The organism is Achromobacter sp. LC458 (genome assembly GCF_001005835.2).
Classification (GTDB): domain Bacteria; phylum Pseudomonadota; class Gammaproteobacteria; order Burkholderiales; family Burkholderiaceae_B; genus Achromobacter; species Achromobacter spanius_B.
On record NZ_LBHW02000002.1, the window covers coordinates 218,997 to 234,126 of the forward strand.

Below are 15,130 nucleotides of genomic sequence, written 5' to 3' on the forward strand. Positions count from 1 at the left end.
GCGTTTCCTTTCCTGTGCAATGGGCGTCTTCTAGCGCCCGACGGTGTTGATCACCGCCGAATCGGCGGCAAAGAAATGCTGTTGCCCGTCCTGCCAGGACAGGTTCAGGGCCTCGCCGGCGCGGGCGCGCAAATGGCCGCCCACTCGTACGGCCACGCCGCTGGTGTCGCCTACCCGGCACACCACGATGGAATCCGCGCCGAAGTATTCAACGCTTTCGACAATGACCGGTATGCCGGTGCTGTCGATGCGGATGTGTTCCGGGCGCACGCCCAGCTTGACGGCACCGGCCGGTGCGTTGGCGATCACGGGGCCTTGCGTGCCGGCGATAACGGCGGCGCCGTTCGCGGCGGCAAGCCCGATCAGATTCATGGGCGGCGTGCCGATGAAACGCGCGGCGAACTCGGTGGCCGGCCGTGCGTACAGGCCGTCGGGCGTGTCGTGTTGTTCGATCTGACCGCCGCGCAACAGCACCACCTGAGCGGCCATGCTCATCGCCTCGGTCTGGTCGTGCGTGACGTACACCATCGTGATGCCCAGGTCCTGCTGCAAGGCGCGGATCTCGCGGCGCATCTCGTGGCGCAGCTGCGCATCCAGATTGGATAGCGGCTCGTCCATCAGGCACACCGGTGCTTCGGAAATCACCGCGCGCCCCAGCGCCACGCGCTGCTGCTGGCCGCCCGACAACTGCGACGGCTTGCGGTCCAGCAGATGCTCCAGGCCCAGCAGCCCGGCCACGCGCTGCAAGCGGCGGTCGAAGTCGCGCGCGGGTTCCTTGCGGACCTTGAGCCCGAACAGGATGTTCTCGCGCACCGACAAATGCGGGAACAGCGCGTATGACTGGAACACCATGGATATGCGGCGCTTGGCCGGCGGCAGTTGCGTAACGTCGCGATCGCCGATGCGGATGGTGCCCGATGTGGGCGTGTCCAGGCCGGCGATCATGCGCAGGGTGGTCGACTTGCCGCAGCCGGATGGGCCCAGCAGCACCGTGAAGCTGCCCGCCGGCACCGTGAAGCTGACGCCGTGGATGGCGGCGGCGCCGCCGTACTGTTTGGTGAGGTTATCCAGAACGATGGATGACATGCTGTCTCGACGATCTAATTGTTAGATCCGCATTGTTGCCTGTTATGAAAACCTTTTCATTGTGCAGCGCAAACATGACGGATTCGTGGCAAGCCAAACGGCTGCAAACAACGCTGCGCGCCCCTTCGGCGCAGCGCTCAGGCAAACGGATAGGGCCCGGGATATTCCCCAAGCACCGCGTGGTGCGTAACCAGGTTCGTGCCTTGCCACCAATGCAGCTGGTAGCCCGGCGGTTCCATGATGTATTGCAGCGTGGGACGCGGCCCCAGCTCCAGCGCCAACTGGTGTGCCGTGCCCGGGCAGGTTGACGCGATCGTGCCGCCGAAGCGCTGGAAGATAGTGCGATGCAAATGCCCGCACAGCACCCGTTCTACATTGGGAAAGCGCGACACCACGCGTTCCAGCTCTGGCGCCCCGGCCAGAAGGCCGATGGCATCCATGTGTTCGATGCCGGTCAGGAACGGCGGGTGGTGCATCAACACCAGCGTCGGCCGGTCCGGCTGTTCGGCCAGGCGCGCGGCCAGCCAGTCCAGGCGGTCCTGGCAAAGTTCGCCATGGCTTTTCATCGGCACCACCGTGTCCAGCGCCAACAGGCGCAGCGGATAGGTTTCGATGGCGTACTGAATGAACGGCCCGCCGCCTTGCAGGTAATCGTGGTCGGGAAAGGCGGCGCGCAGTTGCGCGCGGTCGTCATGGTTGCCGGGCAGCAGAAAGTACGGAATCTCCAGCGCTTGCAGATGGTCGCGCAGCACCTGGTATTCGTGCGGGCGGCCCAGGTCGGTCAAGTCGCCTGTGATCAGTACGCAGTCGGGGCGCGGCGTCAGCGCGTTCAGCGCGCGCACGGCCGGCGCCAGGAATGCGGCCGGGTCGATGATGCCGTAGGCCTTGTCGCCCGGGGTGCGCATGTGCAGGTCGGTGATTTGGGCAATGAGCATGATGCGTGCGTTGTCGTAATTGAAGAGATCAGCGGCGTACGGACGCCGCGGTACCGCCCACCACGATGCAATGCGGCAAGCGGTTCGATTGGGCGGGTTGGCCATGGATCTGCGCCAGCAGGTTCGAGCACGCCGTCTGGCCGATGCCGTCGCTGGGTTGCGCCACGGTCGTCAGCGGCGGCGTCAGCAAGGCGCCGAAGCGCATGCCGTCAAAGCCGCACACCGAAATGTCGGTGGGTACGCGCAGGCCCAGCGCCACCAGATCGGCGATGACGGCAGTGGCCAGCAAGTCGTTCGAGCAGAACAGGGCGGTAGGCGCCTGTTTGCCGCGCAGCGCGGCCTTAAGCACGTCGGCATCGCTGCCGGTGTGCGAGCTCATGGCGATGTGCTGCACGGTGTCCAGGTTCAGCTTCTTGGCGCAGGCGCGGGCGCCGGTCAAACGGCGGCGGGCGCGATCCGAGGCGGTCAGCGGCCCGGTCACCAGCGCAATGCGGCGGTGCCCCAGCGCGGCCAGATGCGCGACCATGTCACTGGCAGCGGCGCGGTTGTCCACCGACGCAAACGGGTGCGTGGACGACTCGTTGTAGACCAGCACATATGGCATGCCGGCGCTGTCCAGATCGTCCAGCGTGGCGCTTTTGTTGACGTCGGCCACGGTCAGTATCAGGCCGTCGACCTGATGGTCGATCAGGCCTTGGACCGCGGCGGATTCAACGGCGGGGTCATACCCGGTGGCGGTCAACATGACGCTGTAGCCCGATTCGCGCGCACGGCGCTCGGCGCCTTCAAAGCACTCGGCGAACACGGGATTGGACAGGGTGGGCAGAATCAACCCGATGGTGCGGGTGCTGCCGGAGCGCAGGCTGCGGCCAACGCGGTTCGGCCTGAACCCCGCGCGCTTTGCCACGTTGCGGATGTGCGCCAACGTGTCGGGATGGACGATCTCGGGTTGATTGAACGCGCGCGAAACCGTCGCCGGCGATACGCCTGCCTTGCGGGCCACTTCAATGATGGAAAAGCGGGGCGACGGGCGCGTAGCCATACCGGGATTACTGTCGATTTGCTGAAAACGTTTTCATCTTACAAGACAAATATGACCTTTGTGTTGCACGGGTTTGCGCTATGCTGGTGTGAACGCAACAACATAAAGCCTAGGCGCGTTGCAGTCGTTTTACCCGGGAAAACACGGTGTTTTTGGTGTTTTTCCTAATTGACGCGGCGCGCACAATGGCAGGGATCGGTCCGCATTGCCCCACGGCGCAACAACGCCGCCGGCAACGCAAGGGCAGACCCCTCGGTCAAGGGGACCGGGTGCGTAATCAGCTGCCACGCCTTGCGCGGCGCCGGTAAAGAGGAAAGGAAAATGTCTACTGCCTTAAACAGCCTTGGCGCGGTTCAAGCCGCGCGCAAGCTGCAACGGCGCGAGTTAACCGCGGTGCAACTGGTACGAGCCTGTTTTGCCCGTATCGAGCAGCGCGAAAATACCATCCACGCCTGGACCGCCCTGCAAAAACAGGCGGCGCTGGACGTTGCACAGGCCCTGGACGATGGCCCTTTGCAGGGTCCGCTGCATGGCCTGCCGATCGGCGTGAAAGACCTGTTCGACACCGTCGATCTGCCTACCCGCTACGGCTCGCCTATTTATGAGCGCCACCGCCCCGGCCTGGACGCCGCCGCCGTGGCGCTTTGCCGGGGCGCGGGCGCCATCGTGGTGGGCAAGACGGTCACCACTGAATTTGCGACCTATCAAGCCGGCCCGACCCGCAATCCGCGCAACGAGGCCTACACGCCTGGGGGCTCCTCCAGTGGCTCGGCCGCCGCGGTCGCGGACGACATGGTGCCCTTCGCATTGGGCTCGCAAACGGCGGGTTCCATCATCCGCCCGGCGTCTTATTGCGGCATCGTCGGCTTCAAGCCCACGTTCGGCGCCATTCCCCGCGCGGGCGTAAAAAGCCTGGCCGAATCGCTGGACACGGTGGGCGGCTTTGCCCGTTCGGTGCCCGACGTGGCCTTGTTTGCGTCCGTGATGATGCGCGATGCCCGCATGCAGGACCTGTCCTACGACGCCAAGCCGCGCGTGGGCATGTGCCGCACGTTGCAGTGGCGGCACGCGCAGGCCGAAACGAAGGAAGCGTTCGCCCAGGCGGCGGCGATCTTGTCGCGCGCGGGCGCCACCGTGAAAGAGGTGCCGCTGCCGTCGCAGGATTGCATGCTGGTGCAGCTGCACGCCGACATCATGGCGTACGAGGCGTCGCAGTCGCTGGCTTTCGAGCGCCTGCAACACGCCGGCCAACTTAGCCCGAAGATCCAGGCGGTGCTGGAAGCGGGCGCGCAGATATCGGCCGAGCAACACATCAAGAACCTGGCGCGCGCCGAAGAGTCGCGCATTCGGGTGAACAGCTGGTTTGACGACTGCGACGTGTTGCTGGCGCCCAGCGCCGCCGGCGAGGCGCCATTTGCCGACCTGGGCACGGGCGATCCGCAGTTCTCGCGGCCCTGGACGCTGTTCGGCCTGCCCTGCCTGAACCTGCCGTTCGCCACCGGCCCGCAAGGGCTGCCCGTGGGGTTGCAGCTGATCGGGCAGCGCTATGACGACTACCGCACGCTGGCGATCGGCGCGTGGGTGCATGAGCGCCTGCTTGAGGCCAATGCGCCGGATATCGGTGCGTCGGACATGTGGCCGCGAGGCTGAACGCGGCGCGCGTTCAATCAAATGCAGAAAGCAGAAAGCAGAAAGCAGAAAGCCCGCCGATAAGGCGGGCTTTTTTGTGCCGGTCGCGCCAGGAAGAGGTGTGTTCCTGGTTGTTGGCCGGCCCATGTTTCGGGCCGGCTTCGGGCGTTCAGTTCAGAAGGCGAGCGCGGATCACGCGGCCTCGGCGGCTTCCTGCTCGGCGGACGCCACGGCGCCCGCGTTGATGTGGCGGTTCACGGCGCTAAGGACGGCCTGGAACGAGGCCGTCACGATGTCGCGGTCGATGCCTACGCCAAAGCCCGTGGAGGACTCGCCCACGCGCAGTTCGACATAGGAGGCGGCGCGCGTGTCGGTGCCGGTGCCGATGGCGTGCTCGTGGTAGTCCATGATGCGCACGGGCACGTCCAGCGCCGCCACGAATGCCGAGATGGCGCCATCGCCCTTGCCCGTCACGATGCGGCGTTCGCCGTTGTATTCGAGTTCGGCTTCGATGCTGAAATGCTGGCCTTCGCCGGCCGACGGGTTGCCGTCGATGCGGTGGCGGATCAACTTCCAGGGCGCCTTTTGTTCCAGGTATTCGCGATTGAAGATGGTGTGCACGTCGTCGGCGGTGACTTCGCTGCCCGTCTCGTCCGTCACGCGCTGGATGGCGCGGCTGAATTCGATTTGCAGGCGGCGCGGCAAGACCAGGCCGTGTTCCTGCTCAAGCAGGTACGACACGCCGCCCTTGCCCGACTGGCTGTTCACGCGGATCACGGCGTCGTAGCTGCGGCCCAGGTCGGCCGGGTCGATCGGCAAGTACGGCACTTCCCAGACGGCGTCGGCCTGTTGCAGCGCGAAGCCCTTCTTGATGGCGTCCTGGTGCGAGCCGGAGAACGCGGTGAAGACGAGGTCGCCGGCATACGGATGGCGCGGGTGCACCGGCAACTGGTTGCAGTATTCCGCGCAGCGGCGCACTTCGTCGATGTCGGAAAAGTCCAAACCGGGATGCACGCCTTGCGTGTACAGGTTCAAGGCAAGCGTGACGAGGTCGACGTTGCCGGTGCGTTCGCCACTGCCGAACAGGCAGCCTTCGATACGGTCGGCGCCGGCCATCACGGCAAATTCAGCGGCGGCCACGGCGGTGCCGCGATCGTTGTGCGGGTGCACGCTAAGCACGATGCTGTCGCGGCGCGCCAGGTTCTTGTGCATCCATTCGATCTGGTCGGCGTACAGGTTGGGGCTGGTGGCCTCGATCGTGGCGGGCAGGTTCAACACCATCTTGTGGTCGGGCGTGGGCTGCCAGACATCGGCGACGGCGTTCGACACTTCCAAGGCAAACTCGGGCTCGGTGGTGCTGAACACTTCGGGCGAATACTCGTAGCTCCATTTGGTTTCGGGGCGCTGCGAGGTGTATTGCTTGATGAGGCGCGTGCCGGTCGTGGCGATGCCCTTGATTTCGTCCTTGGACATGTTGAACACCACCTTGCGGAAGGCCGGTGCGCAAGCGTTGTACATGTGGACGATGGCTTGCTTGGCGCCCGCCGCGGCTTCCACCGTGCGGCTGATCAGGTCTTCACGCGACTGCGTCAACACGATGATGGTGACGTCATCGGGGATGCGCTTTTCGTCGATGAGCTTGCGCACGAAATCGAAGTCGGTCTGCGACGCGGACGGGAAGCCGACTTCGATTTCCTTGAAGCCGATCTTCACCAGTTGTTCAAAAAAGCGGAGCTTGCGCTCGACGCTCATGGGTTCGATCAACGCCTGGTTGCCGTCACGCAGGTCGGTGCTCATCCAGATCGGCGCCTTGGTGATGCGGCGGCTGGGCCACGTGCGTTCGGAGAAGTCGCGGGTGAACGGCGCGAAGGGGACGTATTTGGTGGCGGGGTTGGCAAGCATCATGACTACACCTCGATCAATCGGTTTCTTTTGAATCCCGTGAGCACTGAGTCTCGGCGGCGCGATGACCGGATGACGGTTTTGCGCCAGGGGTTGCCGTGATTAACCGGCAGGATTCACAAATAAAAGGGGGAAATCGCGTGTGGCAAACGTGGCTGCCGAGCTACCACGGGGACACTAGGCCCGGCAACCGATCGGTAGGTATAGCGATAGCGCGGCAGCGAAGAGGGAACGAGCGCGCAGGCCGGCGACCGGAGCGACGAAGCGTCCGGTGGCAATCGCGGGGAGGGTGCGGTGAGCGGCCATAGGGTGCTAGTCAAACATATTTTCTTTGCCAGCGCAAACGAAAACGTTGAAAAAAACCGGGGGCAGAGCGCGCCGCGATCTTTGATCGACAGCGGCGCGAGACCAAGAATCCGGCCCGCGCCCGATGTCGCAGCATGCCGCTGCGGCATCGGGCGGTGGCGTGCGTCTACTGCGTTTGCATGTGGCCGTTTTTCACGATCTTGCCCAGGCGTTCGCGTTCACTGGCTGCGAATTCCACAAAGCTCGCGCGCGAGCCGCCACCCGGTTCGATGCTGCTCTGGCGCAACGCGTCCTGCACTTCTTTGGTCTGGAGCGACTGTTCGACCGCTGCGTTCATTTTGTCCAACACGTCCGCCGGCGTGCCGGCGGGCGCGTACAAGCCCGCCCAGTGCCCGATGCGCACGGCGGGAAAGCCGGCTTCGGCGGTGGTGGGAATGTCCGGCGCGCTGGCCATGCGCTTGTCCCACGTGGTGGCCAGCGCCTTCAACTTGCCGCTTTGGATCAGCGGCAACGTCACGATGCTGGCTTCCGACGTGGCGTCGACCTGGTTGCCGATCACCGCCGTCACGCCTTCCGAGCCGCTCTTGTAGGCGATGGGCTCGATGGGCAGGCCCGTGGCTTCCTTGACCATTTCCGCCACAAAATGCGGCGTGCTGCCGTTGCCGGCGGTGGAAAAGGTGATGCGGTCGGTCTTGGCTTTCTTGGCGCGCTCGACGAAGTCCTTCAGGTCCTTGGCCGGGTTGGACGGGTTGGCCACGATCACCGAGGGCGTGATCGTCAACAGCGCGACGGGGGTCAGCTCGTCGTCCTTGTAGGGCTGGTCCGAGCGGATCAGGCTGTTGGTAACGGTGCCATTGCTACCGACCAGATAGGTGTAGCCATCCGCCGCGCTGCGAGCGACATGCGCGGCGCCCACGACGCCGCCGGCGCCGGGTCGGTTTTCCACAATGACGGATTGCTTCAGCGTCGTGCCCACTGCCTTGGCGATGATGCGGGCGACCAGATCGTTGGCGCCCCCGGCGCTGAACGGCGCGACGAAGGTGATGGGTTTGTCGGGCCACGCGGCCATGGCGGGCGTGGCGGCGAACGCGGCCGAACAGGCCACGAGCAAACCGGCGGCATACCGGATGGGGGTGCGGAACATGGTTTTCTCTCCAGGGGCCGGCCGCGCATCGGCAGGTCTCGGCTGCCGTTATGGTTTTGCTGGGTCTGTTGCGCGGCCTGCGGTTGCGCGAGCCTGGACGGGTCAGTATAGAAGGCGGAGCTGGCGCCGGACTGAAACAAAAAAGGCCGCCAGATCGGCGGCCTGTGTGGCAAAAAAGTCCGCGCCGCGCTAGCGGGCCGGGCCGATGCGAGGTTCGACGTAGCGGTCCCCGCGGGTCTCGCCCCGGACTTCGGTACGCGGGGCTCGGCGGCCGTCATCGCGCGGATCGCGCGACGGCGGGATGGCCGTGCCTTCCAAAATTTGCGCCTGTTCGGCCACCATGGCGATCTTGCCGCTGCGATTGTGGCGAATTTCAGACAGTGCGCGTCGCAAGTCGCCTACAGTGAAGGGTTCTTGGCGGTCGCCCCAGGTCCAGCGCAGCACGCCCAACGATTCTTCCGACAGGTTCGGCGCCAGATCGGCCAGCGTGTCCGTGCCCACCGGGGTTGCCGCGCCCGAGGCCAGGCTGGCTGCAAACCAGGCGCGGACCGAGAAGAAGACGATCAGCGTCCAGATGCCGGCAACGACCCACCAGATATAGGGATTGACCTTCTGCGCCATATCCTGGGTTGGCTGGCCCAGCGTATGCAGGAAGTCATAGTTCATGCGTTTGCCGAAATCCAGTATCCACGAGGCAACGAGATACCAAAGGACGACGGCGACGGCGATGACTATCGCGCGCACAACGATTCGGGGTAGCGCCAGTTTGAGCAGGGTCTGGCCGATAAGTCGGCTGTCCTGGCGAACGCTTGCGGGCGAAGTCAGATTCATCATGCAAAATATTGTACCTATGACCCGTCCAATTTTAGAACTGCGACCTGGCCAGCACCTGACGCTGACCCCTCAATTGCAGCAATCGATACGATTGTTGCAGTTGTCCACGCTCGACCTGGAAGCCGAGATCTCGCAATTGCTCGCGGACAACCCCCTGCTGGAACGGGAAGACGACACCCCCGCCGCCGAGGCGCAAGCCGAATCCGAACGCGAATCCTCGGTCGATGACGACACCCCCGCAGCGGAACGCGATGCCCCCGTCGAAGAAATGCCTGGCTCGGGCGGCGTGTATTCGGATGATGACTCCGGGCTGCCCGAGGCGGCGCGCCCGGACACGTTGCGCGAACACCTGCTGGGCCAGCTGATGCTGACGCGGGCGGCGCCGCGCGATGCTGCCCTGGCGGCCTTGCTGATCGACGAGCTGGATGAAAACGGCTACCTGGGCTCGCCGCTTGAGGAAATCCTGACGTGGCTGCCGGCCGAAATGGAACCCGACCTGGATGAGTTGCGGGCGGCGCTGTCGCTGCTGCAATCGTTCGACCCCGTCGGCATCGGCGCGCGCGACATGGCGGATTGCCTGGTGTTGCAATTGCGCCACCCCGACCTCTCGCGTTTGCCCGAAGCGGCCGATCCGGCCGTCCTGGCCTGCGCCCGCGAAATCTGTGCGCGCCATCTGCCCTTGCTGGCCACCGGTAACGCTGCGCGCCTGTGCGCTGCCGTGGGCTGCGACGAGGCAATTTTCCGCGCGGCCCACACGCTGATCCTGCGGCTGGAGCCCCGGCCCGGACGCGCCTGGACCGTGCCTGCGGCGGACTACGCTGTGCCCGACGTCATCGTGCGCAAGGCGCGGCGCGGCTGGCAGGTCACGCTGAACAGCGCCGCCGTTCCCCGGCTGCAAATCAACGGGCTGTATGCACAGATGCTGGGCAACCAAAAGGAATCCGCGCACGCGGGCCTGCAAACCCAGTTGCAGCAAGCCAAATGGATGATACGTAACGTAGAGCAGCGCTTCGACACGATCCTGCGTGTCGCCCAGGCCATTGTTGAACGCCAGACGGCGTTTTTCAGCCAGGGGCCGTCGGCCATGCGTCCGCTGATCCTGAAAGACATCGCCGGGGAGCTTGGGCTGCACGAATCGACCATTTCGCGCGCCACAACGCAGAAGTACATGCTTACTCCGTTTGGCACGCTGGAGCTCAAGCGCTTCTTCGGGACGGGGGTCTCTACCGACGGCGGTGACGCTACGTCGGCCACGGCGGTGCAGACTTTCATCCGCCAAATGGTCGCGGAAGAGAACCGGGCCAAGCCCTTGTCGGACAGCCAGATCATGCAGAAACTGGCCGATCAGGGGATAGTTATCGCCCGTCGGACGGTGGCAAAGTACCGAGAAGCGCTGCGAATTGCCCCGGCTACGCTGCGCAAGGCGCAAGCCTCGGCGCGTTGAAATAGGGGACGAATCTTTGAGGATTCGTCCTTTGTTTCAAGGGGTTGCGTGACAATTGCGCTACAAATTTTTTTGCGTTCAGGGCTTGTCATCCGCCGAATAATTTTCGATAATCATTCGCATGTACATTTGCGTATGTAATGCCATCACCGAACGCCAAGTCCGCGCCAGCGTGGACGGTGGCGCGACGACGCTGTCCGACCTGCAATTCGAGCTGGGCGTGGCCACGTGCTGCGGCTGCTGCGCGGCAACCGCCGCCGAATACCTGCCGGGCGGCCGCTGCTCCAGCGTGTGCGACGTTCGCTCCATCGCCGTTCCGGTCAATGCGCCCGCCACCCTGGTTGAATCGGGTTCGGCTGCCAACAACAGCAGCTTCCCGATTCCGCTGGTCGCCGCCGGCTAACGCATTGCCGTCCCCTCCGGCTCGCTGAGTTCTTCGGCGGGCCGTGCTGCTTTCCGGACGCAGCCTTTCCCAAACTATTTGTCATTGCGCCAGGGCGCGAGCAGAATGCTTGATCCCTGCGCCATGCGTGGCGTGCCGTTCTCATGGACTCCCGATGAAGGCCACGCCCGCCGCCAGCGCCCCGACCGCCCCTGCCGCCTCGGGCATCAGTTGGGTGCCCATCGCCGCATTCTGTTTTCTGTGGAGTTCGGCCTTTGCGGCCGCCAAGATCGCGGTGCGCGATTGCCCCCCGTTGACCCTGTTGACCATCCGCTTCCTGATTGCAGGCGTGTTGATGCTGGGCATCGCCGCCTTCAGCCGCCGGGGCCGGCCACTGCAAGGGCGCGACCTCGCGTCCCTCATCCTGCTGGGGGTCTTGAACAACGCGCTGTACCTGGGGCTGAGCTGGTCCGGCATGACGACCGTGTCGTCGGCATTCACCGCCGTGCTGATCAGTACCAACCCCCTGTTGATCGGTGTGCTGGCCGGCCCTGTACTGGGCGAGCGGCTGACGTGGCGCAAGTTGCTGGGCCTGTGCCTGGGGCTGGTCGGGGTGGCCGTGGTGCTGCGATCACGCCTGACGGGCATGCAGGAAGACATGCACGGCACGCTGCTGGTCACGGGTGGCCTGGTGGCGCTGGTGGCCGGCACGCTGCTCTACAAGCGGCTCAAGCCGGCGGCAGGGCTATGGACGTCGACCGGCATCCAATCCCTGGCAGCGGCTGCCGCGTTGCTGCCGTTTGCGCTGATGAACGAAAGCCTGAGTGATGCGCGCCTGACGGCGAGCCTGCTGGCCAGCATGGCCTACATGATCGTGGCCGTGTCGATGGGCGGCTACTACTTGTGGTTCATGATCCTGAGCCGGGCCAGCGCCACGTCGGCCAGTGCGTTGCATTTCTTGATGCCGCCGCTGGGCCTGTTGTTTGGCTGGCTGGTCCTGCGCGAGCCGGTATCGTGGCTGGATCTTTTGGGCATCGTGCCAATCGCCTTTGGGATCTGGTTGACGACACGCAAAGCGCGTTGAACCACTGAATAAGCAAAATAGCGCTAATAAGGTTGCGGATATGCAACCTGACGGCATCAGTGGGATTTCGATGGAATACCAGCCGTTTATCACGGGCTTATCGACACCATTAAAGGAAAGTACCGGACGAATGCGCCAGCTGACTCAGCGCTACGCCGCATAGGGCCTGCGTTGTGCACGCAAAGCATCACGCACGCATACTCATTCTCATTGGCTTGTCGCTTTCTGGTAGCGGTTCTAAAGCCGTTTACCAAATGCGGCGCAAGGCTAGGCGCGCCCCGGCGGCAGGTGGTAGTCTGCCGGGGTTGCGTACGCGCGGCATCGTGCGCTCCTTTGTCGCGATGCACTCGCGTCGCGCCTGACTGCAAGGAGTCCATTATGAAAGGCGACAAAACCGTCATCCAGTTCTTGAACAAGCAACTGACCAACGAACTGACGGCCATCAACCAATATTTCCTGCATGCGCGCATGCTGAACCATTGGGGCTTCGACAAGCTGGGCAAGCACGAATACGAAGAATCCATCGGTGAAATGAAGCACGCGGATCGCCTGATCGCACGCATCTTCATGCTGGACGGCCTGCCCAACCTGCAAGACCTGCACAAGCTGCTGATCGGTGAAGACGTGCCCGAGCTGCTTGCCTGTGACCTGAAGCTGGAACAAGCCGCGCACACCACCGTCGTGGAAGCCATCGCCTATTGCGAATCGGTGCGTGACTATGTCTCGCGCGATCTGTTCCAGGACATCCTGGACGACACCGAAGAGCACATCGATTATCTGGAAACCCAGATCGATCTGATCGACAAGGTCGGCATCCAGAATTACCTGCAAAGCCAGATGTCCGTGCCCGAGTAATCGGCTGGGCCGCAAGGCAATAAAAAGGCGCCCCTTGGGGCGCCTTTGTCATATCCGCGTAAACAACGCGCGGCGTATTGATTGTTATCTGAGACGGTTATTGCGGGCGGGCCGGACATTCGGCCATCGTGCCCCAGGCGCGGTTCGGCGCACAGTATTTGTTGCGCGCGTTCCATGAGCACGAAGGCCGTTCAAAGAAACCTTGCGTGGCGCACTGCGCCAGTTCGCGCTTGAGCGCGTCTTGCCAGCCCGGCGCGCCAGGCGCCGGCGACGTATTGGGCGGGGGCGGAGGCGCTTGCACCATCTGCGGCGTACCGTAGCCGTTGGCCTGCATCTGGCCGCCGTTGATGGCGGTGGATGTGCCGGGCACTTGCAAGTCCATGGTGGTGACGTCCGAGGTGCCGGAAGGCAGCGGCACTTCCGAGGCGGCCGCGATTTCGCGGGCTTGCTCGGGCGTGATGCGTTCGCGCGAAAGCTTCACGGCGGGATCGCTGACGGTGTCGAACAGTGACACCGTATTGACCTGCCATTGGCGGTCGGCCGGCTTGTCGGGAACGCCCAGGGTACCGTCGATGCGCGGCTGCGGCGGTTGCGCCACGTAAGGGCGTCCGTTGGCGTCCAGAACGGGCTGCTGCGAAGCTGCCGCGTCCTGACCAGGAGCCGGTGCCGCGGGCGGCGCATGCGCCACCAGCCAGTCACCCAATTGAATACCGCCCCAGGCCGACGCGCCAAGCGCGATCAGGAGCGTTGCGAATAATAAACGCCAAGACATTGCTACCCTCATCTGCCGTGCGGAACCCGAACGGGTCTACGCCTTGTCCCCGAAAACCTTGCCGCCGTGTTCGCGCATGGCATGGAATTTCACCTCGGGATACAGGTCCTCGGCTACGCGCAACTGCGCAGGGGAACTGATCAAAAACGCCGCCGCATCGACGACATCATAGGCGATATGAGCCGCATTGGCATCCATGAACTTGCGCAGCGCCTTGGGGTTTTCAGACGTAATCCAACGTGCCATTGTGTAGCGCGAAGGCAGCATTCTGGCGTCCGCGCCGTACTCGGTTTTGAGGCGGTGAGCCACCACTTCAAACTGCAACTGGCCGATTGCGCCCAGCAGCAAAGAGCCGCCCGCAGCCTCCGGACGGAACACCTGAATCGCGCCCTCTTCGCCCAATTGGGTCAGGCCGGTACGCAGCTGTTTGGTGCGCAGCGGGTCTTTCACTTCAACCGCCTGGAAGAGCTCCGGCGCGAAGAACGGCAGGCCGGTGAATTGCAGCGTTTCGCCTTCGGTCAGCACGTCGCCCAATTGCAGCACGCCGTGGTTCGGGATACCGATCACGTCGCCGGCATACGCCTCGTCCAGAAGCTCGCGCCGCTGCGACAGGAAAGACACCACGTTGTTGGGGCGCATTTCTTTGTTGGTGCGGGCCACCTTCAAACGCATGCCGCGTTCAAAGCGGCCCGAGCTGACGCGCACGAACGCCACGCGGTCACGGTGGGCAGGGTCCATGTTGGCCTGCACCTTGAACACGACGCCGGTGAACTTGGGTTCTTCCGGCAGCACTTCGCGTTGCAGGGCGACGCGCGGGCCCGGGGGCGGCGCGTGGTCGACCAGCGCGTCCAGCACTTCCTGCACGCCGAAGTTGTTGATGGCGGAGCCGAAGAACACGGGTGTCTGCTTGCCGGCCAGGAACTGTTCGCGGTCGAACGCGGGCGCGGCTTCGTTGATGAGTTCGATCTCGCCGCTGGCCTGTTCGAACGCCGAGCCGAAACGGCGGGCGATTTCAGGATTGCTCAGCCCTTCGATCACATCATCATTGTCCGAGCGGCGTTCCTGCCCGGGGCGGAACACGCGCATGCGGTCGCGGCGGATATCGAACACGCCGCCGAACGACTTGCCCATGCCCACCGGCCACGAGAACGGCACGGCATCCATGCCCAGGTGGCCTTCGATCTCGGACAGCAATTCCAGCGGCTCGCGCACTTCGCGGTCCATCTTGTTGATGAACGTGATGATGGGCGTGTTGCGCGCGCGGCAAACCTGTAGCAGGCGGATCGTCTGCGGCTCGACGCCATTGGCGGCGTCGATGACCATCAGCGCGGCATCCACCGCCGTCAGCACCCGGTAGGTGTCTTCAGAGAAGTCCTGGTGGCCCGGGGTGTCGAGCAGGTTGATGACGCAGTCGCGGTATTCCATCTGCATGACCGACGAGGCCACGGAAATGCCGCGTTGCTTTTCGATTTCCATCCAGTCGGACGACGCATGGCGCGTGGCCTTGCGCGCCTTGACGCTGCCGGCGATCTGAATCGCGCCTGCGAACAGCAACAGCTTTTCGGTCAGCGTGGTCTTGCCCGCGTCAGGGTGGGAAATGATCGCGAACGTTCGGCGCCGCGCTACTTCGTGAGGGATGTTCATGGTCGGGGGATTGTACTTAACGCCGCTTTTGGAGCCGGCGCGGTACGGCTTCGTGCATGAAAAAGCCGTGG

13 protein-coding genes are annotated in these 15,130 nt (G+C 64.1%); 5 read left to right on the plus strand and 8 right to left on the minus strand.

The annotated features are described in order from the left end of the window. Positions 1-30: 30 nt before the first annotated feature. The 3 genes from YH64_RS03225 to YH64_RS03235 form a co-directional block, all read right to left on the minus strand. A complete protein-coding gene (locus tag YH64_RS03225) occupies positions 31-1,086 on the minus strand; it encodes an ABC transporter ATP-binding protein (protein ID WP_046803937.1) in 1,056 nt (351 codons plus the stop codon). A 137-nt stretch (positions 1,087-1,223) separates the two neighbouring features. Continuing rightward, on the minus strand, positions 1,224-2,021 hold the full coding sequence (locus YH64_RS03230) for a phosphodiesterase (RefSeq protein WP_046803936.1): 798 nt from the start codon (positions 2,019-2,021) through the stop codon (positions 1,224-1,226). A gap of 28 nt (positions 2,022-2,049) precedes the next feature. Then, on the minus strand, positions 2,050-3,063 hold the full coding sequence (locus YH64_RS03235; protein WP_046803935.1) for a substrate-binding domain-containing protein: 1,014 nt from the start codon (positions 3,061-3,063) through the stop codon (positions 2,050-2,052). 321 nt (positions 3,064-3,384) lie between these two features. Here YH64_RS03235 and YH64_RS03240 point away from each other — a divergent pair, with 321 nt between their 5' ends. Next, entirely contained in the window at positions 3,385-4,713 is a 1,329-nt protein-coding gene (locus tag YH64_RS03240; RefSeq protein WP_046803934.1) for an amidase, read from the plus strand. A gap of 171 nt (positions 4,714-4,884) precedes the next feature. On the opposite strand, the gene leuA is transcribed toward YH64_RS03240, so the two are convergent. From leuA to YH64_RS03255, 3 genes are all read right to left on the minus strand, one after another. Beyond that, entirely contained in the window at positions 4,885-6,597 is a 1,713-nt protein-coding gene (gene leuA / locus YH64_RS03245) for a 2-isopropylmalate synthase (protein ID WP_046803933.1), read from the minus strand. A 469-nt stretch (positions 6,598-7,066) separates the two neighbouring features. Continuing rightward, a complete protein-coding gene (locus tag YH64_RS03250; RefSeq protein WP_046803932.1) occupies positions 7,067-8,044 on the minus strand; it encodes a tripartite tricarboxylate transporter substrate binding protein in 978 nt (325 codons plus the stop codon). Positions 8,045-8,233: 189 nt separating this feature from the next. Continuing rightward, the gene (locus YH64_RS03255) at positions 8,234-8,878 is read right to left on the minus strand and encodes a hypothetical protein (RefSeq protein ID WP_046803931.1); all 645 of its coding nucleotides are present in this window, start codon (positions 8,876-8,878) and stop codon (positions 8,234-8,236) included. Between YH64_RS03255 and rpoN the strand changes: the two genes are divergently transcribed. The 4 genes from rpoN (at position 8,877) to bfr (ending at position 12,643) form a co-directional block, all read left to right on the plus strand. After that, positions 8,877-10,322, plus strand: a complete 1,446-nt coding sequence (rpoN, locus tag YH64_RS03260; RefSeq protein WP_046803930.1) for an RNA polymerase factor sigma-54 — start codon at positions 8,877-8,879, stop codon at positions 10,320-10,322. The genes YH64_RS03255 and rpoN overlap by 2 nt on opposite strands. Before the next feature lie 121 nt (positions 10,323-10,443). Next, positions 10,444-10,725 (plus strand): bacterioferritin-associated ferredoxin, encoded by a 282-nt coding sequence (locus YH64_RS03265; protein WP_006216781.1) that lies wholly within the window; start codon positions 10,444-10,446, stop codon positions 10,723-10,725. 154 nt (positions 10,726-10,879) lie between these two features. Continuing rightward, positions 10,880-11,788, plus strand: coding sequence for a DMT family transporter (locus YH64_RS03270; protein WP_046803929.1), 909 nt, complete (start codon positions 10,880-10,882; stop codon positions 11,786-11,788). Between the two features lie 378 nt (positions 11,789-12,166). Continuing rightward, complete coding sequence (bfr, locus tag YH64_RS03275) at positions 12,167-12,643, plus strand: bacterioferritin (RefSeq protein WP_046803928.1); 477 nt, start codon at positions 12,167-12,169, stop codon at positions 12,641-12,643. A gap of 97 nt (positions 12,644-12,740) precedes the next feature. Here the strand turns inward: bfr and YH64_RS03280 are convergent, their stop codons facing one another. Together YH64_RS03280 and YH64_RS03285 are read right to left on the minus strand one after the other, a co-directional pair. Continuing rightward, the gene (locus YH64_RS03280) at positions 12,741-13,427 is read right to left on the minus strand and encodes a hypothetical protein (protein ID WP_104144683.1); all 687 of its coding nucleotides are present in this window, start codon (positions 13,425-13,427) and stop codon (positions 12,741-12,743) included. Between the two features lie 24 nt (positions 13,428-13,451). Continuing rightward, positions 13,452-15,059 (minus strand): peptide chain release factor 3, encoded by a 1,608-nt coding sequence (locus YH64_RS03285; RefSeq protein ID WP_046803926.1) that lies wholly within the window; start codon positions 15,057-15,059, stop codon positions 13,452-13,454. Positions 15,060-15,130 lie beyond the last annotated feature (71 nt).

Coding starts and splice junctions, on each gene's coding strand:
- YH64_RS03240 (WP_046803934.1), top strand. CDS start 3,385: ATGTCTACTGCCTTAAACAGCCTTGGCGCGGTTCAAGCCGCGCGCAAG.
- YH64_RS03230 (WP_046803936.1), bottom strand. CDS start 2,021: ATGCTCATTGCCCAAATCACCGACCTGCACATGCGCACCCCGGGCGAC.
- YH64_RS03280 (WP_104144683.1), bottom strand. CDS start 13,427: ATGAGGGTAGCAATGTCTTGGCGTTTATTATTCGCAACGCTCCTGATC.
- YH64_RS03285 (WP_046803926.1), bottom strand. CDS start 15,059: ATGAACATCCCTCACGAAGTAGCGCGGCGCCGAACGTTCGCGATCATT.
- YH64_RS03235 (WP_046803935.1), bottom strand. CDS start 3,063: ATGGCTACGCGCCCGTCGCCCCGCTTTTCCATCATTGAAGTGGCCCGC.
- rpoN (WP_046803930.1), top strand. CDS start 8,877: ATGCAAAATATTGTACCTATGACCCGTCCAATTTTAGAACTGCGACCT.
- YH64_RS03265 (WP_006216781.1), top strand. CDS start 10,444: ATGTACATTTGCGTATGTAATGCCATCACCGAACGCCAAGTCCGCGCC.
- YH64_RS03250 (WP_046803932.1), bottom strand. CDS start 8,044: ATGTTCCGCACCCCCATCCGGTATGCCGCCGGTTTGCTCGTGGCCTGT.
- leuA (WP_046803933.1), bottom strand. CDS start 6,597: ATGATGCTTGCCAACCCCGCCACCAAATACGTCCCCTTCGCGCCGTTC.
- YH64_RS03255 (WP_046803931.1), bottom strand. CDS start 8,878: ATGATGAATCTGACTTCGCCCGCAAGCGTTCGCCAGGACAGCCGACTT.
- YH64_RS03270 (WP_046803929.1), top strand. CDS start 10,880: ATGAAGGCCACGCCCGCCGCCAGCGCCCCGACCGCCCCTGCCGCCTCG.
- YH64_RS03225 (WP_046803937.1), bottom strand. CDS start 1,086: ATGTCATCCATCGTTCTGGATAACCTCACCAAACAGTACGGCGGCGCC.
- bfr (WP_046803928.1), top strand. CDS start 12,167: ATGAAAGGCGACAAAACCGTCATCCAGTTCTTGAACAAGCAACTGACC.